The sequence below is a fragment of the Pseudomonas sp. 18058 genome (assembly GCF_902706155.1).
GTDB lineage: Bacteria > Pseudomonadota > Gammaproteobacteria > Pseudomonadales > Pseudomonadaceae > Aquipseudomonas > Aquipseudomonas rustica.
Window position 1 is genome coordinate 134,619 of record NZ_CACSJY010000005.1, and the last position, 25,755, is coordinate 160,373.

Sequence of the window (25,755 nt, forward strand, 5' to 3'; positions counted from 1 at the left end):
GAGGGCAACGATTTCGGATCAGTTCAAAGCAGCCAAAGCCACCGCCGTCTCAGCCAATTCAAGTTCGCTGAAAACCTGCACGCCATGGCGCTTGAGCAGCGCGGCCGTTACGCCTTCACCGGAGACTTTCACGCCGCTAAACGTCCCGTCATAGGTCAGCAGGTTGCCACAGGATGGACTGTTCGCCTTCAGCACTGCCACACGGATGCCGTGTTTCTGCACCAACGCCAGCGCCTGCCGCGCACCGTCGAGAAACTGCGCACTGACATCCTCGCCCTCGGTGGTGATCACCGCAGCAGTTCCATCCAGCACCTCAGCGCCCTGCCCTCCGGGAATCTCTGCCGCCGCCCGTGGCGTCGGCAAACCGCCCGCCACTTCCGGACACAACGGCACCACGCGCCCTTCGGCAATCCACTGCTCGAGCAAATCAAACGGCCCGCTCGCGCCACCGTCGTAACGCACGCGATGGCCCAACAGGCAGCGGCTGACCAGAATCTTTTCCATCAGAACGGCTCGTTGCCACGACGGCGGAACCAACCGGTCAGCGACAAACGCTCGCGGTTCGCCGGCAGCACTTCGTGCGGCACTTCGCCGGAGAGAAATACCACCAGACAACCGCCGGTAGGTTGCACGTCGTGCACGCGTTCATCGTTCAGGTACATGCGCAACTGCCCACCGTCCTCCGGCAGCCAAGCGTCGTTGAGGTAAACCACCACCGAGACCATGCGCTTGTCATCGTCGCGAAAACGGTCGACGTGCCGGCGATAGAACGCACCCGGCGGATACAGGGCGAAATGGCATTCAAAATCTTCGAGGCCGAGAAACAAACCGCGGTTGAGTGCCTCGCGCAGACTCTCCATCAGATTCAGATAACGGTCGCTGGACTCAGCCTGACCGGGGTCGATCCACTGGATATGATCGCCACGAATCCCCTCGCGGATCTCTGAAAACGGCCCACGGCCAACCGCTGCCGGCGCCAGTTCACCTTCGGCCTCGCGTTTACGGCACTCGGCCGCCAACTCGCGGGTCAAACCGGCGGGCAGGAAAATGTTCTGCTGCGACCAGCCGTGATCGGCCAGGTCGTCGACAATGCGTAACAGCAGCGGGTGTTCAGAGGATATTTGCATGGCGCGCATAGTATGCCGCCGGCGAAAAATCCGACAGAGCCACGCAGCGGCTTGATACGAATTCTCGACAAGTACCGGCACCGCACGGAGAATAGTCCGCTGCTGACAGGAGTCCCTATGCGCCGTTTGCTTTTTTCACTGTTGATGTTCTGTGTTTTGCCCGCCTGGGCGGACGGCCACGATCAGCTGTACAAGGTCGCCGGCTGGCCAGAACAACGCGCGCATTTCAACGACGCCCTGACGGCCGCTCAGCAGCGCTATCAAAACAGCCTGCCGCCCGCGGTGTTTCAAGCGCTGCTGAACAACAGCAATCAGCGCTTTGCCCCGCAGGCCGTGGATCAACGCGCCGAAGCGCAACTGCGGCAGAACCTCGCCGACCCGAAACCGGCGCTGACCTTCTTTCAATCGCCACTGGGCAAAAAAATCGTCGCCGCCGAATTGCTCGCGACCCGTCGCGATCAACTGGCGAAAAACGCCAAGGGTCTGCCGAAGATGCAGGTCAGCGACAGCCGTGTGCTGATCATCGGCCACCTCGCTCAAGCCTTGCCCGCGCGTGAAGCGGGCGCCGAAGTGAGCCTGGCGATTGCCGGCGTCGCGGCAGACAGTTTGAGTTCGATGATTCCGGGATTGCTTGGCGGTGGTCAGGCGCAGAGCATGTTGAACGGTCAGCGTCAGCGCCTGATGGATCAGATTGGCGCGGACATGAACAACACGCTGCTTTACGTTTATCGCGACTTGTCGGATGAAGAGCTGGAAGAGTTTGCGACGTTTGCCGAATCGGCTGAGGGCAAGGCTTATTATCAGGCGGCGCTGGCGGCGATTCGGGCGGGGTTGGCGGTTGGCCAACCCTGAAAGATCGCAGCCTTCGGCAGCTCCTACACCGATCCATGTAGGAGCTGCCGAAGGCTGCGATCTTTTGATTTTGCTCTAAAGATTCCGCCCCCTGATCCGCTTGCTCAGAAACTCGAAATACTCCTCTCGCATCTCCACCGTCTCATTTGCCAGATGATGCCGCGCCTCCGCCAGCAGCAGAATCTGCGGCCGATCAAACTTCCACTTCAACACCTGCAAATTGTGCTGCCAGTCCACTGTCATGTCCGCCTGCCCCTGAATGATCAGCGGCCGTCGCGGACTTTTTTTCGCGTGTTCAACGCGCACGATCCAGCGTGACAACGCCCCGACCCACGCCGTCGGCAAGCGTTTTGGCTGCAACGGATCTTTCAGCAGAAACGGCAGAAAATCCGGGTCATTCGAGTTCTCGCTGAAACGCCGCGCGATGCCTCGAACAAAAGGCCTCAGCACGTAATAACTCAACTGCGACCAACCCCACGCCCGTGGTCGCACCAGCGGCGACAACAAAATCACCTGGCCCTGCGCCGGACTGCTCTCGCCATGGTTGAGCAAATGATCGACCACAATCGCGCCGCCGGTACTCTGCCCGCACAAATGCCACGGCTCAGGCAGTGCAATCGAACGCGCTTCGGCGAACAACGCTTGCAGGGTGTCCTGATATTCGGAGAAGTCGCGGATGCTCGCGCGCGGCCCGCTCGACAGACCATGGCCCGGCAAGTCGCAGGCGATCACGGCAAAATCCTGATCCAGCGCCCACTCGATCACATGCCGATAGAGCCCGACGTGATCGTAAAAACCGTGCAGCAGAAACAGCGTCGCCTTGACCTTCTCCGGCCACCAGCAATGGCTGACCAGTTCGTAGCCATCGACTTCGAAACGGCCCATGCCGCACCACAAATCGCGCTCGGGAAAGTCAGTCTGATAGAAGCCCTGATACGCCTTGGCCTCATCCGACAACGGCTGCCACTCAGCCAACGGCTTGAGGCTGGCGCGTATTTGATCGGGGTCGAAAGTGGCAGGCATGCAGAGATTCCAAAACGGTAAACAGACTTTATCGGCCTGCGATATTCATCTGTCGGGGCAAGCATGGCAAGCTAGCCCACCTCTTTGGGATCGAAAACCATGCGTTCGCCCTACCGCACCGCACTGTTTGCCAGCCTGCTTGCGCTTATTTGTGCCGGGGTGCTGTGGGCGGCGTACGACTGGTTTCAGGGTCGTTACCTGCGCGCGTTCAGCGAACACACCGCGGTGTTTTCCGGTGATCCGCTGCGCCTGCCCGATGATCTCGCCGGGCCCGGGCCGATTCGTCTGGTGCATTTCTGGGATCCGGCCTGCCCGTGCAACGTCGGCAATCAACAGCACCTGACCGAGATGGTCGAGCAGTTCAGCGCCAAGGGCGTCGAGTTCTTTGCCGTGCAAAGAGCCGGCAGCCACGGCCAGTTGCCCGCCACGCTCAGCAGCTTGAAAACCCTCACGATCTTGCCCGGCTCCGAGCAAGTGCCCGCCAGCCCGGCCGTGGCGATCTGGGATCGCAGCGGCAAACTGGCGTATTTCGGCCCGTACAGCGAAGGCCTGACCTGCAACTCCAGCAACAGTTTTATCGAACCGATCCTCAACGCGCTGACCGACGATCGCCCGGTGAATGCCACGCACACTTTGGCGGTCGGCTGTTATTGCCCGTGGCCGGTGGAAGCGCAGTAAGGCATTCCGGACTTTTCGAGGACAGCACTGCACGGCACAGATGGACTGTGCTAATTGTTTGCAGCCCGACGGGCGGCAATCCCGCAAGCACAAGGAGTCACCATGAAGCGCGTGTTCACCGTACTGGCCCTGCTCATCGTTGTTCTGCTCGCCGGCGCCGGCTGGTATGTCTACAGCAAACAACCGACGCGACAGGGTCAGGTCGAACTGCGCAACCTGCAGGGTTCGGTGACCGTGCGCTACGACGAGCGCGGCGTGCCGCACATCCGCGCCGAAAATGAAACCGACCTCTACCGCGCCCTCGGTTATGTGCATGCGCAAGATCGTCTGTTCCAGATGGAAGCCATGCGCCGCCTCGCCCGTGGCGAACTGGCCGAGGTGCTCGGGCCAAAACTGCTCGACACCGACAAACTGTTCCGCAGCCTGCGCATCCGTGAGCGCGCTGCCAGCTATGTCGCCAGCCTCGATAAACAGTCGCCGTCGTGGAAGGCCCTGCAAGCGTACCTGGATGGCATCAACCAGTATCAGGACACCCACGCCGCGCCGATCGAGTTCGACGTGCTGGGCATCCCGAAACGGCCGTTCACCGCTGAAGACAGCATCAGCGTCGCCGGTTACATGGCTTACAGCTTTGCCGCCGCGTTTCGTACCGAGCCGCTGCTGACCTATGTGCGCGATCAACTCGGCGCTGATTACCTCAACGTCTTCGATCTCGACTGGCAGCCCAAAGGCGTGCTCGCCAAAGGCCACAGCACATCGACGCCGACCCTCGCCGCCGGTGACTGGAAAGACCTCAACGCCCTCGCCCGTCTCAGCGAACAAGCACTGATCGACAACGGCTTGCCGCAGTTCGAAGGCAGCAACGCCTGGGTGATTGCCGGCAGCCGCAGCCAGAGCGGCAAACCGCTGCTGGCCGGAGACCCGCACATTCGTTTCTCGGTGCCCTCGGTGTGGTACGAGGCGCAATTGTCGGCGCCGGGTTTTGAGCTGTACGGCCATCATCAGGCGCTGGTGCCGTTTGCGTTTCTGGGGCACAACCTCGATTTCGGCTGGAGCCTGACCATGTTCCAGAACGACGATCTGGATCTGATCGCCGAGAAGGTCAATCCGGACAATGCCAATCAGGTCTGGTATCGCGGCCAGTGGACGGACATGGTCGTCAGCGATCAGCAGATCAACGTCAAGGGCCAATCGCCGGTGACCCTCACCCTGCGCCAATCGCCCCACGGCCCGATCGTCAACGACGCGCTCGGCACTGCAGCGGGCAAGACGCCGATCGCGATGTGGTGGGCGTTCCTCGAAACGCCGAACCCGATCCTCGAAGGTTTCTATCAGCTCAACCGTGCCGACACGTTGGCCAAGGCCCGCGCGGCTGCCGCAAAAGTGCAGGCGCCGGGGCTGAACCTGGTTTACGCCAACGCCAAGGGTGATATCGCCTGGTGGGCGTCGGCGTTGCTGCCCAAGCGCCCGGCCGGGGTAAGGCCGGAATTCATTCTCGACGGCAGCAGCAATCAGGCGGACAAGGACGGTTACTACCCGTTCAGCGCCAACCCGCAGGAAGAGAACCCGGCACGCGGCTACATCGTCTCGGCCAACTTCCAGCCGCTGTCGCCGACGGGTATGGAGATTCCCGGTTACTACAACCTCGCCGATCGTGGGCAGCAGCTCAATCGTCAGCTCAGCGACAAGAACATTAAGTGGACGAACGAGGCCAATCAGAAACTGCAACTCGGCACGGCGACCGGTTACGGCCCGCGCGTGTTGGCGCCTTTGCTACCGGTGCTGCGTGAAGTGGTGAGCGATCCAGCGCAGCTGAAACTGGTCGAGCAACTGGCGCAGTGGCCGGGTGACTATCCGCTGGACTCGGTGAGTGCGACGGTGTTTAGCCAGTTCCTCTACGACCTCGCCGATGCGGCGATGCGTGATGAATTGGGCAATGATTTTTTCGACACGCTGTTGTCGACGCGGGTGATTGATTCGGCGCTGCCGCGACTGGCGGCGAACGCTGATTCACCGTGGTGGGATAACCGCAACACGCCGGCCAAAGAGACTCGCGCTGATGTTGTGCGCACGGCGTGGCAGGCGAGCATGCAGCACTTGAAGCTGAACCTCGGCGACAACACTGCCGAGTGGAAATGGGGCGCGGCGCACACGCTGACGCATGGCCATCCGTTGGGGCAGCAGAAGCCGCTGGATCGGATTTTCAACGTCGGGCCGTTTGCGGCGCCGGGCAGTCATGAGGTGCCAAACAATCTTTCGGCGAAGATCGGTCCGGCGCCGTGGCCAGTGACGTATGGGCCGTCGACGCGGCGCTTGGTGGATTTTGCGGATCCGGCGCATGGGCTGACGATTAACCCGGTTGGGCAGAGTGGTGTGCCGTTTGATAGCCACTATGACGATCAGGCTGAGGCGTATGTTGATGGGATTTATGTGCAGGCGCACTTCAGCGAGGAAGAGGTGACGGCGAATACGCACAATACGTTGAAGCTGTTGCCGAAGCGGGCTGCGCAGTAGTTCTTTGTTGTTTTGAAGGGCCTCTTCGCGAGCAAGCCCGCTCCCACATTTTGAATGCGGACTCCTGTGGGAGCGGGCTTGCTCGCGAAAGGGCCATCAGCAGCAACGCAAGACTTCAAACCATCAGCGCAAAATTCAGCCGAAACTGCTGCGGCGTCACGCCCAACCGTCGATTGAACACCCCGCGCATATGCTGCGCATCGCGAAACCCGCACTGATACGCCACCGTCTTCAACGGCGCCGCCGTGCTCTCCAGCATCACCCGCGCCGCATCCACCCGCGCCCGCTCGACAAACTCCGCCGGCGTCACCTTCGCTTCCCGGGCAAACACCCGCGAGAAATTACGCGCGCTCATGTTCGCCGCGTTGGCCAGATCGGCAATGGTCAGATCACCCGTCAGATTGGCCAGCACATACAACTGCACCATCGCCACTGCCGACGTCGGCTCCGCGTGCGGCGTGAGGAACGGGCTGAACTGCGACTGCCCGCCCGAGCGCTGAGTGAACACCACCAGCCGCTTCGCCACACTGAGCGCCACTTCAGCACCGTGATCACGCGCCAGTAAATACAGCGACAGATCAATCCCCGCCGTCACCCCCGCCGAGGTGTAGAGCGTGCCGTCCTCGACGTACAAACGATCGGCGTCCACCTGCGTCGATGGACACAACTGCGCCAAGGCTTCGGCATCGTTCCAGTGCGTGGTCACGGTGCGCCCTTCCAGCAACCCGGCGCGGGCGAGCATGAAAGCGCCGTTGCAGATCGAGCCGAAACGCTGTGCACGGGCGCAGGCGTCGCGCAGCCAGGTGTCGAACGTCGCACCGAAATCCATGAACGGCAACTGCGGCCCGCCGGCGACCAGCAGCAGGTCATAGGCGTCCAGCGCTTCACTGAAATGGCGATGGGCGTTGAGGATCAAGCCGTTGGAACAGGCCATCGGTGTTCTTTCCAGACCGATCACTTCCAGCCGATAGTGATCTTCCGGCGCGAGGAAACGGTTAGCCTCGGCGAACACATCCATGGGGCCGGTGACGTCGAGCGACTGCACACCTGCGAACACCACGATGGCGACGGTTTTGTTCATGTTTTTGAAGTCCCCTGTAACCCTGTGGCGAGGGGATTTATCCCCGTTGGGTTGCGAAGCAGCCCCAAGACCATACACCTCGTTGTGTCAGGCAGTCTTCATGGCTGGATTTACGACTGCTGCGCAGCCGAACGGGGATAAATCCCCTCGCCACAATGGATGGCATTCCAACCTGTGAAGGGCAGTTGGCACGATTTGCAGGTGGATTGGCAAGGATCGCAGCCATGCGCCGATTGTTCGCTTGCAGCGTCGGGAACAGACTTTCCCCATCAGCGCCACGACGGCGCTTTCAGAAAGGAAAGCACCATGAGCACGACCATCGCCGGCATCAAAATCCCCGACAGCGCCCTCGCCCGCGCCACCACCGAGTACATCCGCGACATCGAATCCGATCTGCTTTACCACCACTCGCGCCGGGTATTTCTGTTCGGCGCGCTGAGCGGTGAACGCCAGCAACTGGCCTACGATCCAGAGCTGCTCTATGTCGGCGCGATGTTCCACGACCTCGGTCTGGTCGAAGGTCATCGCAGCGCTGACGAGCGTTTTGAAGTGGACGGCGCCAACGCGGCGGCGGCGTTTCTCAAGCCGTACGGTTTGAGCGATGACGACATCGAACAAGTCTGGTTATCGATTGCCCTGCACACCACGCCGGGCGTGCCGAAACACTTGCGCCCGACCGTGGCGCTGGTGACGGCGGGTGTCGAGATGGACGTGCTGGGCATGGATTACGCGGCGTTCAGCACCGTGCAGCGCGAAGCGGTGGTGCATGCGCATCCACGTGGGGAAGGTTTCAAGGAATGCATCATCTGCGCGTTCGCCGACGGCTTGCGCCATCGTCCGCAGACCACGTTTGGCAACGTGAAGACCGATGTGCTGAAGGATCAGGTGCCGGGGTTCAAACCGATGAACTTCGTCGAAGTCATCCGCCAATCCCCTTGGACTGCATAGAACAAAAATGTGGGAGCGGGCTTGCTCGCGAATGCGGTGGGTCAGACAACATTTCAGTCGACTGACACGCCCTCTTCGCGAGCAAGCCCGCTCCCACATTTTGATTTGGGTTGGTCTTGAGAAAGCGACCAACCCGATACGGCTTAAGCCGCTTCCGGCGCAGGCGCGCGGCGTACGTCCGGTTGCTTCCACGAATCGGCAGCGCTTTCTTCGATGGCTTGCTGGATGGCTTTCTTGCGCGCTTCTTCGGCACGGCGGCTGAAGAACCAGACAAGGAACGTCACGATCGACACCGCCAGCAGAATCAGACTCGCCACGGCGTTGATCTCAGGCTTCACGCCCAGGCGCACCGCCGAGAACACTTCCATCGGCAACGTCGTCGAACCCGGGCCGGAAACGAAGCTCGCCAATACCAGATCGTCCAGCGACAGGGCGAAGGACATCATGCCGCCCGCCGCCAGCGATGGCGCGATCATCGGGATGGTGATCAGGAAGAACACCTTCCACGGACGCGCGCCAAGGTCCATCGCCGCTTCTTCGATCGACAGGTCGAGCTCACGCAGACGCGCCGACACCACCACCGCCACGTACGCCGCACAGAACGTCGTATGCGCGATCCAGATGGTGACGATGCCGCGTTCCTGCGGCCAGCCGATCATCTGCGCCATGGCCACGAACAGCAGCAACAGCGACAGACCGGTGATCACTTCGGGCATTACCAACGGCGCGGTCACCAAGCCGCCGAACAGCGTGCGGCCCTTGAAGTGAGTGATACGGGTCAGCACGAATGCCGCCAGCGTACCCAGTGCCACCGCTGCCACCGCCGTGTAGCAGGCGATTTCCAGCGAGCGCACCACCGAGCCCATCAGTTGGGTGTTGTCGAGCAGGCCGACGTACCACTTGATCGACCAGCCGCCCCACACCGTCACCAGTTTCGAGGCGTTGAACGAGTAGATCACGAGGATCAGCATCGGCAGGTAGATGAACAACAAACCCAGTACCAGCATCAGGCTGGAGAAACGGATGCGCTTCATTCTTTACCCTCCATTTCCTTGGCCTGACTGCGGTTGAACAGAATGATCGGCACAATCAGGATCGCCAGCATCACCACCGCCAGCGCGGACGCCACCGGCCAGTCACGGTTGTTGAAGAACTCTTGCCAGAGCACTTTACCGATCATCAGGGTTTCCGGACCACCGAGCAGTTCCGGGATCACGAACTCGCCCACCACCGGGATGAACACCAGCATGCAGCCGGCAATAATCCCGTTCTTGGACAGCGGAATGGTGATTTTCCAGAAGCTGTTGAAGGTGCTCGAACCGAGGTCGGAAGCGGCTTCCAGCAGGCTGTGATCGTGCTTCACCAGGTTGGCGTACAGCGGCAGGATCATGAACGGCAGGTACGAATAGACAACACCGATGTACACCGCGAGGTTGGTGTTGAGGATCTGCAGCGGCTCGTCGATAAAGCCCATGCTCATCAGGAAACCATTGAGCAGGCCGTTGTTGCTGAGAATGCCCATCCACGCGTAAACGCGGATCAGGATCGCCGTCCAGGTCGGCATCATGATCAGCAGCACCAGCACCGTTTGCATCTCTTTACGGGCGGTGGCGATGGCATAGGCCATCGGGTAGCCGATCAACAGGCAGAGGACGGTGCTGATCAGCGCCATCTTCAACGAGCCGAGGTAGGCGGCGATGTACAACTCGTCGCCCGCCAGCATCGCGTAGTTGCCCAGGTTCAGCAGCAGTTGCAGCTTCTGCTCAACGAAGGTGTAGATCTCGGTGTACGGCGGAATCGCCACATCGGCTTCGGCGAAGCTGATCTTCAAAACGATGAAGAACGGCAACATGAAGAACAGGAACAGCCAGATGAACGGGACCCCGATGACCAACTGCCGGCCACTGGGGATTATTCGGTTGATGCGGCGTTTGAATTTGCGCATGTTCATGAGCGAAGTACCACGCCGCTGTCGTCTTCCCAGTACACGTAAACCTGATCACCCCAGGTCGGACGTGCGCCACGGCGTTCGGCGTTGGCCACGAACGACTGCACCAGTTTGCCGCTCGGCAACTCGACGTAGAACACCGAGTGACCACCCAGATAGGCGATGTCGTGCACCTTGCCGCTCGACCAGTTGTACTCGCAGGTCGGTTGATCGGCGGTGACCAGCAGCTTCTCCGGACGAATCGCGTAAGTCACCGATTTGTCCTGCACCGAGGTGCTGATGCCGTGGCCGACGTAGATCTGCCGATCGAGGTCTTTGCAGGTAATGGTCGCGTGGCCTTCGGCGTCGTCAATCACTTCGCCTTCGAAGATGTTGACGTTACCGATGAATTCGCAGACCAGACGGCTGGTCGGGGTTTCGTAGATGTCGATCGGGCTGCCGATCTGAGCGATCCAGCCCAGGTGCATGATCGCGATGCGCTCGGCCATGGTCATGGCCTCTTCCTGGTCGTGCGTCACCATCACGCAAGTCACACCGACGCGCTCGATGATCTCGACCAGTTCCAGCTGCATTTGCGAACGCAGTTTCTTGTCGAGTGCGCCCATCGGTTCGTCGAGCAACAGCAGCTTCGGCCGTTTGGCCAGCGAACGTGCCAGTGCCACACGCTGACGCTGACCGCCGGACAGTTGATGCGGCTTGCGCTTGGCGTACTGGCTCATCTGCACGAGCTTGAGCATTTCGGCCACGCGGGCGTCGACTTCAGCCGCCGGAATCTTGTCCTGCTTGAGGCCGAAGGCGATGTTCTGCGCCACGGTCATGTGCGGGAACAAGGCGTACGACTGGAACATCATGTTGATCGGACGTTCGTACGGCGGCATGTCGGTGATGTCGACGCCGTCGAGGAAAATGCGCCCCTCCGTGGGCCGTTCGAACCCTGCCAGCATCCGCAGCAGAGTGGATTTGCCCGATCCCGATCCGCCGAGCAGAGCGAAGATTTCGCCCTTTTTGATTTCCAGGGACACATCGTCCACGGCAATCGTCTCGTCGAACTTCTTCGTGACCCGGTCGATTTTGACCAACACCTGTTTCGGTGTCTGGTCGCCCTCGAGGGCTTTCTTATAGGCGCCGGAGGCAACTGCCATTTACGAAACTCCCAGATAAAAACAATGCAGTCCGCCCCGCAAGGCGAACCCAGGATAGTGTGTGCCTTACATCCCCGACTTGACCTTGGTCCAGCTGCGGGTCATCAGACGCTGAATGTTCGGTGGCAACTCGGTCGACACGTAGGCCTTGTCGATAACGGCCTGCGGTGGGTACACCGACTCATCGGTACGGATGGACTGTTCCATCAGTTTGTCCGAACCCGGATTAGGGTTGGCGTAACCGACGTAATCACTGACCTGGGCAATCACCTCAGGTTTCAGCAAATAGTTGATGAAGGCGTGAGCCTCCTTCACGTTCGACGAATCCTTCGGAATCGCCAGCATGTCGAACCACAACGCGCCGCCCTCTTTCGGCACCGAGTAGGCGATGTTCACGCCTTTCTTGGCTTCGGCTGCGCGGTTCTTCGCCTGGAAAATATCGCCGGAGAAACCGATGGCCACGCAGATGTCGCCGTTGGCCAGGTCGCCGATGTATTTCGAGGAGTGGAAGTAGGTCACGTAAGGACGCACCGCGAGCAGCTTGGCGGTGGCTTTTTCGTAGTCCTTGGGATTGGTGCTGTTGGCGTTCAGGCCCATGTAGTTGAGCACGGTCGGCATCATTTCATCCGCCGAATCGAGGAACGCTACGCCGCAGCTTTGCAGCTTCTTGATGTTCTCTGGTTCGAACAAAACGCCCCAGGAATCGATCTTGTCGACACCCAGCACAGCCTTCACTTTATCGACGTTGTAACCGATGCCGTTGGTGCCCCACAGGTACGGCACGGCGTACAAGTTGCCCGGATCGTTCTGCTCCAGACGCTTGAGCAGCGCCGGGTCGAGATTCGAATAATTCGGCAGCTGCGAGCGGTCGAGCTTCTGGAACGCGCCCGCCTTGATCTGCTTGCCGAGGAAGTGGTTCGACGGCACGACCACGTCGTAGCCGGTACGCCCGGCCAGCAGTTTGCCTTCCAGGGTTTCGTTGGAATCGAACACGTCGTAAACCGGTTTGATCCCGGTGGCTTTCTGGAAGTCAGCCAGGGTCGTCTCGCCGATGTAGTCCGACCAGTTATAAATATGCACCGTACCGGCGGCCTGGGCACCGACAGCAATCGTCAGGCCGGCAGTGGCCAGCAGGGCATTGCGCAAAGAAGAAAAAATAGGCAAGTGGAGGTCCTCTAAATTAGTTGGGCCCAAGTTGCCCCGCGCTGCATGACAGCCATGGCTGCCCGGCAACAAAACCGGCGCGCAACTTACCCTCGAAAAACCGTTCCAGCAAAACTTTTGTCATTTAATTGATCCGCTGGCCGCCATCGCGAGGGCGACGGCCAGCGGTTATTGCTTCAAACCGGCTTATTTACCGGATTTGATCTTGGTCCAGCTGCGGGTCATGATCCGCTGAGTTGCAGCCGGCAAGTCGGCGATCGCGTACAGCTTGGCCAGTACGTCAGCCGGTGGGTAAACGCCCGGATCGCTGGTGATGTCTTTATCAACCAGTGGCGTTGCAGCGGCGTTACCGTTCGGGAAGCGTACGGCGTTGGTGATTTCAGCCATGATTTCCGGCTTCTGCAGGAAGGTCATGAACTTGTAGGCGCCTTCGACGTTTTCGGCATCTTTAGGGATGGCGACCATGTCGTAGAAGCTGCCCGCACCTTCTTTCGGAATGTTGTAGCTGACTTTCACCTTGTCACCGGCTTCAGCCGCGCGGGACTTGGCCTGGTAGATGTCACCCGAGTAACCGACGGCGACGCAGATGTTGCCGTTGGCCAGGTCGGAGATGTACTTGGACGAGTGGAAGTACGCGATCGAAGGACGCACCTTCATGATCAGCGCTTCAGCCTTGTCGATGTCTTCTTTCTTCTGGCTGTCGGTTGGCAGGCCCAGGTAGTGCAACGCCACCGGAATCATCTCGGTTGGCGAGTCGAGCAGGCTGATGCCGCAGGATTTCAGCTTGGCCGCGTTTTCCGGCTTGAAGATCAGATCCCACGAATCGACAGGTGCGTCGGCACCCAGTGCAGCCTTGACCTTCTCGGCGTTGAAGCCAATACCGATCGAGCCCCACATGTACGGGAAAGCGTGCTCGTTGCCCGGGTCGCTGACCGACACGGCTTTGAGCAAGTCAGTGTTGAGGTTTTTCCAGTTAGGCAGCTTGGACTTGTCCAGCGTCTGGTAAACACCGGCCTTGATCTGCTTGGCGAGGAAGTTGTTCGACGGTACGACGATGTCGTAGCCGGACTTGCCTGCGAGCAGTTTGGCTTCGAGGGTTTCGTTGCTGTCGAAGACGTCGTAAACGACTTTGATGCCCGACTCGTCTTCAAACTTCTTGATGGTGTCCGGAGCGATGTAGTCCGACCAGTTGTAGACGTGCAACACCTTGTCGTCCGCCTGAGCCGCAGCCGCCATGATTCCCATCAGGGACATGGCGAGCAGAGTCTTGCCAGCGAGCTTTTTGCCTAATGCCTTCATGCGTAATGCTCCAAATTTTCTTTTTTTGAACCACTTTGTTCAGCGGCCGAACCCGGACAACTGGAACCGCGGCTAGTCTGGCAAGATCCGAGGCGGTCTTTCAAGAAAAGACCAGCCTTTCTGACAGCTTTGAGCGAGAGCGCCGCGGCTCCCCCGCTCAGAGCCTAGCACTTAGCCCTGCAATGCACTGAGGGTCAGATCCAGGCATTTACGTGCCTTTGTAACCAGTTCATCGATCTCCGCTTTGCTGATCACCAGCGGCGGCGCGATGATCATGGTGTCGCCGACAGCGCGCATGATCAGGCCGTTATCAAAGCAGAACTGACGGCAGATCATGCCGACGCCCTTGCCTTCGTAACGCTTGCGAGTGGCCTTGTCCTGCACCAGCTCAATGGCCCCCAACAGACCGACGCCGCGAACTTCACCCACCAACGGGTGATCGTTCAGTTCCCGCAGACGTTTCTGCAAATAAGGTGCCGTTTCGTTGTGCGCGTTCTCGATAATTTTTTCGTCGCGCAGAATGCGGATGTTTTCCAGACCCACCGCTGCTGCCACCGGGTGACCGGAGTAGGTGAAGCCGTGGTTGAAATCGCCGCCTTCGTTGAGCACTGCCACCACGGTGTCGCGCACGATCAGGCCACCCATCGGGATGTAACCGGAGGTCAGGCCTTTGGCGATGGTCATCATGTCGGGTTTGAGGTCGTAGAAATCGCTACCGAACCACTCACCGGTACGGCCGAAACCGCAGATCACTTCGTCCGCCACGAACAAGATGTCGTACTTGGCGAGAATTTCCTTGATGCGCGGCCAGTAGGTGTCTGGCGGAATGATCACGCCGCCGGCGCCTTGGATCGGCTCGGCAATAAAGGCACCGACGTTGTCGACGCCGACTTCGAGAATCTTTTCTTCCAGCTGATTGGCCGCCCAGATACCGAACTCTTCCGGGGACATATCGCCACCTTCAGCGAACCAGTACGGCTGCGCGATGTGGACGATGCCCGGGATCGGCAGGTCGCCTTGTTCGTGCATATAGGTCATGCCACCGAGGCTCGCGCCGGCCACGGTCGAACCGTGATAACCGTTCTTGCGGCTGATGATGACTTTCTTGTTTGGCTGGCCTTTGATTGCCCAGTAGTGACGAACCATACGCAGCATGGTGTCGTTGCCTTCGGAGCCGGAACCGGTGAAGAACACATGGTTCATGCCTTCTGGCGCCACGTCGGCGATCGACTTGGCCAGTTCCAGTGCCGGCGGGTGCGCGGTCTGGAAGAACAGGTTGTAGTACGGCAGTTCACGCATCTGTTTGGCAGCGGCGTCGGCCAGTTCATCACGACCGTAACCGATGGCCACGCACCACAGACCGGCCATGCCGTCGAGGATCTTGTTGCCCTCGCTGTCCCACAGGTACACGCCCTTGGCGCTGGTAATGATCCGCGGACCTTTCTCTTTCAGCTGCTTGAAGTCGCTGAACGGCGCCAGGTGGTGATCATTGCTGAGTGCTTGCCACTCGCGGGTTTGCGGGTTGTTGCTGGTCATGCCAATTCTCCTTGTTATCGGTGAAGGCGCGGCGTCTGCACGCCGCGCCCGGCGTATCAGACGGCGAAGAGCAGGTACTCGCGCTCCCACGAACTGATCACACGCTTGAAGTTTTCATGCTCGGCCCGCTTGACCGCGACGTAGCCAGTGATGAAAGTTTTGCCCAGGTACTTCTCGATGGTTGCACTGTTTTCCATACGCTCCAGTGCATCCTCGATGGTCAGCGGCAGGCGTAAGTTACGGCGTTCATAACCGCGTCCGACCACTGGCGCACTCGGGTTGAGGCCTTCGACCATGCCGATGTAACCGCAGAGCAGGCTCGCGGCAATCGCCAGGTACGGGTTAGCGTCGGCGCCCGGCAGGCGGTTTTCGACGCGACGGTTCTGCGGGCCGGCATCCGGTACGCGCAGACCCACGGTGCGGTTTTCTTCGCCCCATTCCACGTTCACCGGTGCCGAGGTATCCGGCAGGAAGCGGCGGAACGAGTTGACGTTCGGCGCGAACAACGGCAACAGCTCAGGAATCAGTTTCTGCAAACCACCGATATGGTGCAGGAACAGCTGGCTCATGGTGCCGTCTTCATTAGAGAAGACGTTTTTGCCGGTTTCGATGTCGATGATGCTCTGGTGCAAGTGCATCGCACTGCCCGGCTCGCCCGTCATCGGTTTGGCCATAAAGGTCGCAGCGACGTCGTGCTTGAGCGCGGCCTCGCGCATGGTGCGTTTGAACACCAGAATCTGGTCGGCCAGCGACAGTGCGTCGCCGTGACGGAAGTTGATCTCCATCTGCGCCGTGCCGTCTTCGTGGATCAGCGTGTCGAGATCCAGCTCTTGCAGTTCGCACCAGTCGTAGACGTCTTCGAACAGCGGGTCGAATTCGTTCGCCGCTTCAATGGAGAACGACTGACGACCGATTTCCGGACGGCCCGAGCGACCGATTGGCGGCTGCAACGGATAGTCAGGGTCGTCGCTGCGCTTGGTTAGGTAGAACTCCATCTCCGGCGCGACGATTGGCTGCCAGCCTTTGTCGGCATAGAGTTTGAGGACTTTCTTGAGCACGTTGCGCGGTGACAGCTCGATCGGGTTGCCTTGCTTGTCGTAGGTGTCGTGGATCACCTGTGCGGTCGGCTCGATGGCCCACGGCACCATGTACACGGCGTTCTGGTCGGGGCGGCAGATCATGTCGATGTCGGCCGGGTCGAGCAGTTCGTAATAGATGTCGTCTTCGACGTAATCGCCGGTCACGGTCTGCAACAGAACGCTCTCTGGCAGGCGCATGCCTTTTTCGGCGATGAACTTGTTGGTCGGCGAAATCTTGCCACGGGTGATCCCGGTCAAGTCGGCGATCATGCATTCGACTTCTGTGATCTTGTGGTCTTTCAACCAATCGGTGAGCTGGTCGAGGTTGTTACTCATAAATGCCTCTGGGCTGAGTCTCCTGACGCTATGTCAGGCAAAGTTTGACGCCGGGGCGTCGCGATAAAGGGCTTGCTTGTGCGCAGTGCGGGCTTACGCCAGGCACCGCGCATAGACAATGAAAGAGGAGCTTACCTGCCCTTTACGCTGGCGTTGCATTTCCTGTGCACAGTTCAGGCGTGCAGAATCGTGAGCACGGCTTGGCAGCCGGCACAGGCTTTGGGAGTAAAAGAGATCTATATTGGAAGGGGACGCCATAAACAGAGTGCCTTGTCGTACGTCCAGAATATCGGACGCTGCCGTTTTGCCTGCTGCTGACGAGAACCTCGTCGACAGGCTGCGCGCCTTATTGGCGGAGCGTTGGACGGATTTGTCGCCACTGATGTGATAAGCATGCAGACCGGACTGTTGCGAGCAGTCGGTGATGCCGATTAACGGCAGGCGAGACATGAATCACCCCGGTATTATTGCTGTTATGGGTTTGATCCGAGCTTAGCCTTGTTCATTTTTTTACACAACACCCCCGTAAAAAATACAACACGGCCTGCTCAAGCCCGCGGGTGGCAAGCGTCCCGGCGTCTCAAAAGTGCCCCATAAATGCCCTTGCAGCGCTTTTTTAGGGCAAAAAAGGCCTCGCTTGACTTCGGCAGGCCGTTCGGGTTGACTGAAACCAGAAAAGATCAATGATTGATATTTTTAACAACAAAGGTGTTGCATCATGTCGGTACCCCCGCGTGCCGTTCAGCTTAACGAAGCGAACGCGTTCCTTAAGGAACATCCTGAGGTTCTGTACGTTGACCTTCTGATTGCGGATATGAATGGTGTGGTGCGCGGCAAGCGCATTGAACGCACCAGTCTCCACAAGGTTTACGAGAAAGGCATCAACCTGCCGGCCTCTCTATTTGCTCTGGACATCAACGGCTCCACGGTGGAAAGCACCGGCCTGGGTCTGGACATCGGCGACGCCGATCGAATCTGCTATCCAATCCCCGATACTCTGTGCAACGAGCCATGGCAGAAGCGCCCTACCGCGCAACTGTTGATGACCATGCACGAACTCGAAGGCGATCCTTTCTTCGCCGATCCGCGCGAAGTGCTCCGTCAAGTTGTTGCAAAGTTTGACGAGCTGGGTCTGACCATCTGCGCCGCATTCGAACTCGAGTTCTACCTGATCGACCAGGAGAACGTGAACGGCCGTCCACAGCCGCCACGCTCGCCGATCTCCGGTAAACGTCCGCACTCGACTCAGGTCTACCTGATCGACGACCTCGACGAATACGTCGACTGCCTCCAGGACATTCTGGAAGGCGCGAAAGAGCAAGGCATCCCGGCCGACGCCATCGTTAAGGAAAGTGCCCCGGCGCAGTTCGAAGTGAACCTGCACCACGTCGCCGACCCGATCAAGGCCTGCGACTACGCGGTACTGCTCAAGCGTCTGATCAAGAACATCGCTTACGACCATGAAATGGACACCACCTTCATGGCCAAGCCGTACCCGGGCCAGGCCGGTAATGGTCTGCACGTCCACATTTCGATTCTGGATAAAGCAGGCAAAAACATTTTTGCCAGCGAGGATCCCGAGCAGAACGCCGCGCTGCGTCACGCGATCGGCGGTGTGCTCGAGACCCTACCCGCGCAGATGGCTTTCCTCTGCCCGAACGTCAACTCCTACCGTCGTTTCGGCGCACAGTTCTACGTGCCGAACTCGCCGTGCTGGGGCCTGGACAACCGCACCGTGGCGATTCGCGTACCGACCGGCTCGTCCGATGCCGTACGTATCGAACACCGCGTGGCCGGCGCCGACGCCAACCCGTACCTGCTGATGGCTTCGGTACTGGCCGGCGTGCACCACGGTCTGACCAACAAGATCGAGCCGGGCGCGCCTGTCGAAGGCAACAGCTACGAGCAGAACGAACAAAGCCTGCCGAACAACTTGCGCGATGCCCTGCGCGAGCTGGACGACAGCGAGGTGATGGCCAAGTACATCGATCCGAAGTACATCGATATCTTCGTCGCCTGCAAGGAAAGCGAGCTGGAGGAGTTCGAACACTCCATCTCCGACCTTGAGTACAACTGGTATCTGCATACCGTTTAAGCGGTTGTAGCGCCAAAAAGAACGCCGTCGGCTGATTCAGCCTACGGCGTTTTTTTATGGCCGAACACAAACCCTGTGGCGAGGGGATTTATCCCCGATCGGCTGCGCAGCAGTCGTAAACCCTGAGAGCCGGATACTCCTGACACACCGAGTGGGATGGCTTTGGGGCTGCTTCGCAACCCATCGGGGATAAATCCCCTCGCCACAGGGTACTGGCAGACAACACGGAACCCGGCTCGTACAATGCCCGCTGCCCCGCAGGAGACTTTCATGACGCGTCCCGCCCCCGTTCGCAAACCCCGTGCCCGCAGTCAGGCGCGCATCGATTCGATACTCGACGCCGCGCGCACGCTGCTGGCTGCCGAGGGCGTGGCGAGTCTGTCGATCTACAGCGTCGCCGAGCGCGCGCAGATTCCGCCCTCCTCCGTGTACCACTTTTTCGCCAGCGTACCGGCCTTGCTCGAAGCGCTGACGGCGGATGTGCACGCGGCATTTCGCGCCTGCCTGCAAGCGCCGATCGATCACGAAGCGCTGCGCGACTGGCGCGATCTGTCGCGGTTGGTCGAGCAACGGATGCTGGAGATCTACGACGAAGACGCCGCCGCACGCCAGTTGATTCTCGCTCAGCACGGTTTGACCGAAGTGACCCAGGCTGACCGGCAGCACGACATCGAACTGGGCGACCTGATGCACAAGCTGTTCAATCACCACTTCGAGTTGCCGAGGCTGCCGGAGGATGTTGATGTGTTTGCCTTGGCGATGGAGTTGGGTGACCGGGTGTATGCGCGCTCGGTGCAGCAGCATGGGCAGATCACGCCGCGCATGGCCGAGGAAGGGATGCGCGTGTTTGATGCCTATATCGGGCTGTATTTGCCGCCGTATCTGCCCAAGCGCTGAGCCATGATCGTTCCCACGCTCTGCGTGGGAATGCAGCCCGTGACGCTCCGCGTCACTGGACGCGGAGCGTCCCTAGAGGCATTCCCACGCGGAGCGTGGGAACGATCACAAAAAACCCCGAAGGGCTCACGCCGTTCGGGGTTGTTTTTTACTCACTGGCTTACAACTTGGCGATCGACACCTCGGTGGATTTCACAAAGGCGATCACTTCGCTGCCCACCACCAGTTCCAGCTCCTTGACCGAACGCGTGGTGATCACCGAAGTGACGATGCCCGAAGCGGTTTGCACGTCGATTTCCGACAGCACGTCGCCGAGGACGATTTCCTTGATCGAGCCTTTGAACTGGTTGCGCACGTTGATGGCTTTAATAGTCATGGCATTGATTCCTGTCGTTGATAAAACTTGAGTTATTGCGCCCAACGCAATTGCGTAGGCAGTGGTGAAACAGGTTCCGGCGCCGGCGGTTCGCCGGGCAGGGACAAAACTCGGTTGAGCACTTCGGTTTCCAGCGCGGCCAGTCGGTGCGAACCGCGTACCCGTGGGCGCGGCAGTTCGACGTGCAGGTCAAGGCCGACTTCGCCGTCCTCGATCAGAATCACCCGGTCGGCAATCGCCACCGCTTCGCTGACGTCGTGGGTCACCAGCAACACCGTGAAGCCGTGTTGCTGCCAGAGACGTTCGATCAGTTGCTGCATTTCAATGCGGGTCAGCGCGTCCAGTGCGCCGAGCGGTTCGTCGAGCAACAGCAGGCGCGGCTGATGGATCAGCGCCCGGGCCAGTGCGACGCGCTGCTTCTGCCCACCGGACAAAGCCGCCGGCCACTCATTGGCACGATCCGCCAGACCCACCGCTTCCAGCGCATCCAATGCCTGCGGACGCCAGTTGCCTTTAAGGCCGAGCCCAACGTTGTCGATGATCTTTTTCCACGGCAGCAGACGCGCTTCCTGGAACATCAATCGGGTGTCTTCCCGCGCATCGCTGAGCGGCGCAGAACCGGCGAGCAAGTCACCGCCCGTTGGTTGATCGAGGCCGGCGAGCAAGCGCAGCAAAGTACTTTTGCCGCAGCCACTGCGCCCGACCACAGCGACGAATTGCCCTGCCGGAATGTGCAGATCGATGTCACGCAGCACCTGCCGCGCGCCGAAGGTTTTCTGCAGGTTGCGCACCGCCAGCGGAATCCCGCGCAGCAGGCGTGGAGGTTGTTGAGCGGTCATGCTGCACCTCCTTTGGCAACCTGATACGCCGGATGCCAGCGCAACCACACACGTTCAAGTCCACGGGCGGCAAGGTCGGCAAGTTTGCCGAGCACGGCGTAAAGCAGGATCGCCAGCACCACCACGTCGGTCTGCAAAAACTCGCGGGCGTTCATCGCCAGATAGCCGATGCCGGAGCTGGCGGAAATGGTTTCGGCGACGATCAGCGTCAGCCACATAAAGCCCAGGGCGAAGCGCACACCGACCAGAATCGCAGGCAGCGCGCCCGGCAGAATCACCTGCCAGAACAGGCTGAAACCGCTCAAGCCATAACTGCGCGCCATCTCCACCAGCGCCGGATCGACGTTACGGATGCCGTGATAAGTGTTGAGGTAGATCGGGAACAACGTGCCCAACGCCACCAGAAAAATCTTCGCCGACTCGTCGATGCAGAACCACAGGATCACCAGCGGAATCAGCGCCAGGTGCGGCACGTTGCGGATCATCTGCACCGAGCTGTCGAGCAGGCGTTCGCCCCATTTCGACAGGCCAGTGATAAAGCCCAAGACCAGACCGATGCTGCCGCCGATGGTGAAACCCAGCGCCGCACGCCAGCCACTGATCGCCAGGTGCGTCCAGATTTCGCCGCTGCGCACCAGGCTCACGCCGGCTTCGATCACCGCCACCGGTGCCGGCAGAATCCGTGTCGACAACCAGCCCGCCGACACCGACAACTGCCACACCGCCAGCAGCAATACCGGCAGCGCCCAAGGCGCGAGGCTGTGGATGATTTTCTTCATGGCGCGCCTCAGCTCTGCGACGCGGCTTTGGGAAGAATGTCGTTGGCGACCATCTCGCCGAACGGACTGACGTAACCGGCACTTTTCGGCAGTTCCGGACGCTCGATATCGAGGTGCGGGAACAACAGTTCAGCAACGCGATACGACTCTTCAAGGTGTGGATAACCGGAGAAGATAAAGGTGTCGATGCCCAGATCCGCGTACTCCTTCACGCGAGCGGCCACAGTCGGGCCATCGCCGACCAGCGCCGTACCGGCACCGCCGCGCACCAGACCGACGCCGGCCCAAAGGTTCGGGCTGACTTCGAGGTTGTCGCGGCTGCCACCGTGCAGGGCGGCCATGCGTTGCTGGCCAACCGAATCGAAACGCGCCAGCGAAGCTTGAGCACGAGCGATGGTGTCGTCGTCCAGATGCGAGATCAGCCGATCCGCCGCTTGCCACGCTTCTGCGTTGGTTTCACGAACGATCACGTGCAGACGAATGCCGAAGCGCACGGTGCGGCCGAGTTTGGCGGCTTTGGCGCGGACTTGGGCGATCTTCTCGGCGACGGCTGCTGGCGGCTCGCCCCAGGTCAGCACCATTTCCACTTGTTCGGCGGCCAAGTCCTGCGCCGCTTCCGACGAGCCACCGAAGTACAGCGGCGGACGTGGTTGCTGGATCGGCGGATAGAGCAACTTCGCGCCTTTCACGCTGATGTGCTCGCCGTCGTAATCAACGGTTTCGCCTTCCAGCACTCGGCGCCAGATGCGGGTGAATTCCACCGAAGCTTGATAGCGTTCTTCGTGGCTGAGGAACAGACCGTCGCCAGCCAATTCTTCTGGGTCACCGCCGGTTACCAGGTTGAACAGCGCACGGCCGCCGGACAGACGATCCAGCGTGGCTGCCTGCCGCGCCGCGACCGTCGGGGAAATGATCCCGGGGCGCAGAGCAACGAGGAATTTCAGGCGCTGGGTCACCGGAATCAGCGACGCCGCCACCAGCCACGAGTCTTCGCAAGAGCGGCCGGTCGGAATCAGCACGCCGCCGAAACCCAGACGATCCGCCGCTTGCGCGACCTGTTGCAGATAACCGTGGTCGACGGCGCGAGCGCCTTCGGCGGTGCCAAGGTAATGGCCGTCACCGTGGGTAGGCAGGAACCAGAAGATATTGAGGCTCATGGAGTGGTCTCCTTGGGGATTCGAATTACAGCGCTTTGGCCACAGCGGCCGGTGGTGTCCAGATCACATCCTTGATGCTCAGCGGCTTCGGAATCAGCTTGAGCTGGTAGAACGTGTCAGCGATTTTTTGCTGCGCAGCGACCACTTCCGGGGTCAGGAACAGTGCGCCGTAGCCCTGGCGTTTCACCGAGGTCAGGGTGATGTCCGCCGGCAGGCCGAGCAGTGGCGCGACTTGCTGGGTCACGTCTTCAGGGTTGGCTTTCGACCACTCGCCGACGGCGCGCACTTCCTCAACGAGGGCTTTGATCACCTCAGGATTTTTCTGTGCGTAAGGCTTGGTGGCGAGATAGAACTGGTGGTTGTCGACGATGCCTTTGCCGTCACGCAGGGTGTGCGCCTGCAGTTGTTTCTCGGCGGCAGCCTGGTACGGATCCCAGATGACCCAAGCATCGACGCTGCCACGTTCGAACGCAGCGCGGGCGTCGGCCGGCGGCAGGAATACGGTTTGAATGTCGGTGTACTTGAGACCGGCATCTTCCAGCGCACGCACCAGTAGGTAGTGGACGTTGGAGCCTTTGTTCAGCACGACTTTCTTGCCCTTGAGATCGGCCACCGATTTGATCGGCGAGTCTTTCGGCACAAGGATCGCTTCGCTGTTGGGCGCTGGCGGTTCGTAGGCAACGTAGAGCAGATCAGCGCCAGCGGCCTGAGCGAACACCGGTGGAGTTTCGCCAGTGACACCGAAGTCGATCGAGCCGACGTTCAGGCCTTCCAGCAGCTGCGGGCCGCCGGGAAATTCTGTCCATTGCACGTCGACGCCTTGGGCGGCCAGACGTTTTTCCAACGTGCCTTTGGCTTTGAGCAGCACCAGCGTGCCGTACTTCTGATAACCGATCCGAAGAGTCTCGGCTTGAGCTTGAGTGATGGCGCCGAAGGTGACAGCCGCAGCAAACAGAGCGACCAGACCACGACGCAAAAATACAGTGCGCATAGCGCTCTCCTTTTTGCTGTTGGGTTTTGGCTGCACCTGCTTGGCCGTTAGCGGCTGAGTAAGGTGAAGTACATCAAATGCGGGTGAGGCTTAAATGCTCCAGCGAGCACTCAACAAACGTTCGTTCAACAGGCCCGGTTCCAGCGGTTTCGGGCGGCGGGCCATGGCGCCGACAAACTGATCGAGCGCTTCATGCAGACGCTGCTCCAGCGCCGGGGCCAGTTGCGCGGCGGCACTGCCTTCGCCGTAAGCGATCTGGCTGTCCTCGGCGAAAATCCCCTGAAGCATTTCCTGGGCTTTCAGCGCCGACAACACAGGCTTGAGGGCGTAATCGACCACCAGCATGTGGGCGATGCTGCCGCCCGTGGCCATCGGCAAGACAATCTTGTGATTCAGGGCGCGCTCTGGGAGCAGATCCAGCAGCGTCTTCAACGCGCCGGAAAACGAAGCCTTGTACACCGGCGTGGCGATCAACAGCCCGTCGGCGTTTTCAATCTGTTGCAGCAGGTCGAGCACCTTCGGGCTGTCGAAGCGGGCGTGGAGCAAATCTTCGGCCGGGAAATCCCGAATCTGATAACTCACCACTTCCACGCCTTGCTGCTGCAACCAACGTTGCGAGCGCTCCAGCAGCACCCCGGAACGGGAGCGCAGGCTGGGACTGCCACCGAGTGAGACAACCAGCATTGAGACGATTCCTTAAGCATTACAGGCGATTCGCGGGTTGCGATCTCGCTTCGATGGGAGTGACCTTACCAGCTGATTTATATATCCATAAATCATATTTATTCATTTGGTTATGCGTTTTGGAGATATGCGGATTGCTTTGTTTCAGGCGAAAAAAAAGGCCGTCGAAACGGCCTGAAATCCCCTGCTTTGTGGATGCCTCGAAAAGATCGCAGCCTTCGGCAGCTCCTACAGGAAGCGGCGTACTCCTGTAGGAGCTGCCGCAGGCTGCGATCTTTTGATCTTAACGATTCGGCTGTGGCGTCAGGCGCAGGTAAGGCTTCACGGCGCGATAGCCCTTGGGAAAACGCTGCTTGATCTCTTCCTCGTCCTTCAACGAAGGCACGATCACCACCTCATCACCGTCCTGCCAGTTGGCCGGCGTGGCCACTTTGTAGTTGTCGGTGAGTTGCAGCGAATCGATCACCCGCAGAATCTCGTGGAAGTTGCGCCCGGTGCTCGCCGGGTAGGTGATGGTCAGGCGAATCTTTTTGTTCGGATCGATCACGAACAGCGAACGTACGGTCAGCGTGTCGTTGGCGTTCGGGTGGATCAGATCGTACAGATCGGAAACCTTGCGATCGGCATCGGCCAGGATCGGAAAGTTGACGAGGGTGTTCTGGGTTTCGTTGATGTCTTCGATCCACTTGTGGTGCGAATCCACCGGGTCGACCGACAGCGCGATGGCTTTGACGCCGCGCTTGCTGAATTCATCTTTGAGTTTGGCGGTGAAACCCAGCTCGGTGGTGCACACCGGGGTGAAGTCCGCCGGGTGGGAGAACAGCACGCCCCAGCTATTGCCCAGCCACTCGTGAAAACGAATCTTGCCGGCACTGGAATCCTGTTCGAAGTCGGGGGCGATGTCGCCGAGTCTGAGGCTCATGGTGCTGCTCCTGATGAGTTGTTGGCGACCTCAACTGTAGCTCGGGATTTGCCATCATGAAAAAGAATAAATAATCAGATATCTAGATCATAAGTGAATATTAAACATCTGTTCACTGGACGCTGAACGGCATCCCGACGAACATCGGTCGCAAGGTTCGAGAAGGCCTTGAGTTGCAGTAAAGAGGGAAATTCGGGGAGGGCTTACGGGGGTGGGCCTGACTCGAAAACGCAAAAGCCCCGTCCGGCGCGATGCCGGACGGGGCTTTTTTTACGTCAGATACTTGAA

25 protein-coding genes are annotated in these 25,755 nt (G+C 59.8%); 6 read left to right on the forward strand and 19 right to left on the reverse strand.

Going from position 1 to position 25,755, the window contains the following annotated elements:
- Positions 1 to 18: 18 nt before the first annotated feature.
- Together GVL50_RS04570 and GVL50_RS04575 are read right to left on the reverse strand one after the other, a co-directional pair.
- Positions 19 to 504, reverse strand: coding sequence for a DUF523 domain-containing protein (locus tag GVL50_RS04570; RefSeq protein ID WP_159811917.1), 486 nt, complete (start codon positions 502 to 504; stop codon positions 19 to 21).
- Positions 504 to 1,136 (reverse strand): 2OG-Fe(II) oxygenase, encoded by a 633-nt coding sequence (locus GVL50_RS04575; RefSeq protein WP_159811918.1) that lies wholly within the window; start codon positions 1,134 to 1,136, stop codon positions 504 to 506. The genes GVL50_RS04570 and GVL50_RS04575 overlap by 1 nt, the downstream gene beginning before the upstream one ends.
- A gap of 108 nt (positions 1,137 to 1,244) precedes the next feature.
- Between GVL50_RS04575 and GVL50_RS04580 the strand changes: the two genes are divergently transcribed.
- Positions 1,245 to 1,979: a DUF2059 domain-containing protein gene (locus GVL50_RS04580; protein WP_159811919.1), complete on the forward strand. Its 735-nt coding sequence runs from the start codon at positions 1,245 to 1,247 to the stop codon at positions 1,977 to 1,979.
- Positions 1,980 to 2,054: 75 nt separating this feature from the next.
- Here GVL50_RS04580 and GVL50_RS04585 read toward each other — a convergent pair whose 3' ends face one another.
- Positions 2,055 to 3,002: an alpha/beta hydrolase gene (locus tag GVL50_RS04585; protein ID WP_159811920.1), complete on the reverse strand. Its 948-nt coding sequence runs from the start codon at positions 3,000 to 3,002 to the stop codon at positions 2,055 to 2,057.
- A gap of 99 nt (positions 3,003 to 3,101) precedes the next feature.
- Here GVL50_RS04585 and GVL50_RS04590 point away from each other — a divergent pair, with 99 nt between their 5' ends.
- Positions 3,102 to 3,680: a DUF6436 domain-containing protein gene (locus GVL50_RS04590; RefSeq protein WP_053124820.1), complete on the forward strand. Its 579-nt coding sequence runs from the start codon at positions 3,102 to 3,104 to the stop codon at positions 3,678 to 3,680.
- A 102-nt stretch (positions 3,681 to 3,782) separates the two neighbouring features.
- Complete coding sequence (locus GVL50_RS04595; protein WP_159811921.1) at positions 3,783 to 6,194, forward strand: penicillin acylase family protein; 2,412 nt, start codon at positions 3,783 to 3,785, stop codon at positions 6,192 to 6,194.
- Between the two features lie 115 nt (positions 6,195 to 6,309).
- Here GVL50_RS04595 and GVL50_RS04600 read toward each other — a convergent pair whose 3' ends face one another.
- A complete protein-coding gene (locus GVL50_RS04600; protein ID WP_159811922.1) occupies positions 6,310 to 7,275 on the reverse strand; it encodes a GlxA family transcriptional regulator in 966 nt (321 codons plus the stop codon).
- A 306-nt stretch (positions 7,276 to 7,581) separates the two neighbouring features.
- On the opposite strand from GVL50_RS04600, the gene GVL50_RS04605 reads away from it, so the two are divergent.
- Positions 7,582 to 8,223, forward strand: coding sequence for an HD domain-containing protein (locus tag GVL50_RS04605; RefSeq protein WP_159811923.1), 642 nt, complete (start codon positions 7,582 to 7,584; stop codon positions 8,221 to 8,223).
- 143 nt (positions 8,224 to 8,366) lie between these two features.
- On the opposite strand, the gene GVL50_RS04610 is transcribed toward GVL50_RS04605, so the two are convergent.
- The 8 genes from GVL50_RS04610 to GVL50_RS04645 form a co-directional block, all read right to left on the reverse strand.
- Positions 8,367 to 9,257 (reverse strand): ABC transporter permease subunit, encoded by an 891-nt coding sequence (locus GVL50_RS04610; RefSeq protein ID WP_053124828.1) that lies wholly within the window; start codon positions 9,255 to 9,257, stop codon positions 8,367 to 8,369.
- Positions 9,254 to 10,135 carry an ABC transporter permease subunit gene (locus GVL50_RS04615; RefSeq protein ID WP_172680169.1) on the reverse strand — a complete coding sequence of 294 codons (882 nt, stop codon included), beginning with the start codon at positions 10,133 to 10,135 and terminating at the stop codon, positions 9,254 to 9,256. The genes GVL50_RS04610 and GVL50_RS04615 overlap by 4 nt, the downstream gene beginning before the upstream one ends.
- A gap of 35 nt (positions 10,136 to 10,170) precedes the next feature.
- Positions 10,171 to 11,313 (reverse strand): ABC transporter ATP-binding protein, encoded by a 1,143-nt coding sequence (locus GVL50_RS04620; protein WP_008085321.1) that lies wholly within the window; start codon positions 11,311 to 11,313, stop codon positions 10,171 to 10,173.
- A gap of 66 nt (positions 11,314 to 11,379) precedes the next feature.
- Complete coding sequence (locus GVL50_RS04625) at positions 11,380 to 12,477, reverse strand: polyamine ABC transporter substrate-binding protein (protein ID WP_053124832.1); 1,098 nt, start codon at positions 12,475 to 12,477, stop codon at positions 11,380 to 11,382.
- A gap of 186 nt (positions 12,478 to 12,663) precedes the next feature.
- Complete coding sequence (locus GVL50_RS04630) at positions 12,664 to 13,776, reverse strand: polyamine ABC transporter substrate-binding protein (protein WP_053124834.1); 1,113 nt, start codon at positions 13,774 to 13,776, stop codon at positions 12,664 to 12,666.
- Between the two features lie 171 nt (positions 13,777 to 13,947).
- On the reverse strand, positions 13,948 to 15,312 hold the full coding sequence (locus GVL50_RS04635) for an aspartate aminotransferase family protein (RefSeq protein ID WP_159811924.1): 1,365 nt from the start codon (positions 15,310 to 15,312) through the stop codon (positions 13,948 to 13,950).
- A gap of 56 nt (positions 15,313 to 15,368) precedes the next feature.
- Positions 15,369 to 16,727, reverse strand: a complete 1,359-nt coding sequence (locus GVL50_RS04640) for a glutamine synthetase family protein (protein ID WP_007913846.1) — start codon at positions 16,725 to 16,727, stop codon at positions 15,369 to 15,371.
- 93 nt (positions 16,728 to 16,820) lie between these two features.
- A complete protein-coding gene (locus GVL50_RS04645; protein WP_156316191.1) occupies positions 16,821 to 17,177 on the reverse strand; it encodes a glutamine amidotransferase in 357 nt (118 codons plus the stop codon).
- 268 nt (positions 17,178 to 17,445) lie between these two features.
- On the opposite strand from GVL50_RS04645, the gene GVL50_RS04650 reads away from it, so the two are divergent.
- Together GVL50_RS04650 and GVL50_RS04655 are read left to right on the forward strand one after the other, a co-directional pair.
- Positions 17,446 to 18,822 (forward strand): glutamine synthetase family protein, encoded by a 1,377-nt coding sequence (locus tag GVL50_RS04650; RefSeq protein WP_103302480.1) that lies wholly within the window; start codon positions 17,446 to 17,448, stop codon positions 18,820 to 18,822.
- A 270-nt stretch (positions 18,823 to 19,092) separates the two neighbouring features.
- Positions 19,093 to 19,719: a TetR/AcrR family transcriptional regulator gene (locus GVL50_RS04655; RefSeq protein ID WP_159811925.1), complete on the forward strand. Its 627-nt coding sequence runs from the start codon at positions 19,093 to 19,095 to the stop codon at positions 19,717 to 19,719.
- A gap of 160 nt (positions 19,720 to 19,879) precedes the next feature.
- Here GVL50_RS04655 and GVL50_RS04660 read toward each other — a convergent pair whose 3' ends face one another.
- The 7 genes from GVL50_RS04660 to GVL50_RS04690 form a co-directional block, all read right to left on the reverse strand.
- Complete coding sequence (locus GVL50_RS04660; RefSeq protein ID WP_003229256.1) at positions 19,880 to 20,095, reverse strand: molybdopterin-binding protein; 216 nt, start codon at positions 20,093 to 20,095, stop codon at positions 19,880 to 19,882.
- A gap of 32 nt (positions 20,096 to 20,127) precedes the next feature.
- A complete protein-coding gene (ssuB, locus tag GVL50_RS04665) occupies positions 20,128 to 20,934 on the reverse strand; it encodes an aliphatic sulfonates ABC transporter ATP-binding protein (protein WP_053124840.1) in 807 nt (268 codons plus the stop codon).
- On the reverse strand, positions 20,931 to 21,713 hold the full coding sequence (gene ssuC, locus GVL50_RS04670) for an aliphatic sulfonate ABC transporter permease SsuC (protein ID WP_159811926.1): 783 nt from the start codon (positions 21,711 to 21,713) through the stop codon (positions 20,931 to 20,933). The genes ssuB and ssuC overlap by 4 nt, the downstream gene beginning before the upstream one ends.
- 8 nt (positions 21,714 to 21,721) lie before the next feature.
- A complete protein-coding gene (gene ssuD / locus GVL50_RS04675) occupies positions 21,722 to 22,870 on the reverse strand; it encodes an FMNH2-dependent alkanesulfonate monooxygenase (protein ID WP_008085337.1) in 1,149 nt (382 codons plus the stop codon).
- Between the two features lie 25 nt (positions 22,871 to 22,895).
- Positions 22,896 to 23,861, reverse strand: coding sequence for a sulfonate ABC transporter substrate-binding protein (locus GVL50_RS04680; RefSeq protein ID WP_053124845.1), 966 nt, complete (start codon positions 23,859 to 23,861; stop codon positions 22,896 to 22,898).
- 90 nt (positions 23,862 to 23,951) lie between these two features.
- A complete protein-coding gene (ssuE, locus tag GVL50_RS04685) occupies positions 23,952 to 24,545 on the reverse strand; it encodes an NADPH-dependent FMN reductase (RefSeq protein WP_008085340.1) in 594 nt (197 codons plus the stop codon).
- A gap of 283 nt (positions 24,546 to 24,828) precedes the next feature.
- Positions 24,829 to 25,467: a peroxiredoxin gene (locus GVL50_RS04690; protein WP_159811927.1), complete on the reverse strand. Its 639-nt coding sequence runs from the start codon at positions 25,465 to 25,467 to the stop codon at positions 24,829 to 24,831.
- Positions 25,468 to 25,755: the final 288 nt, after the last annotated feature.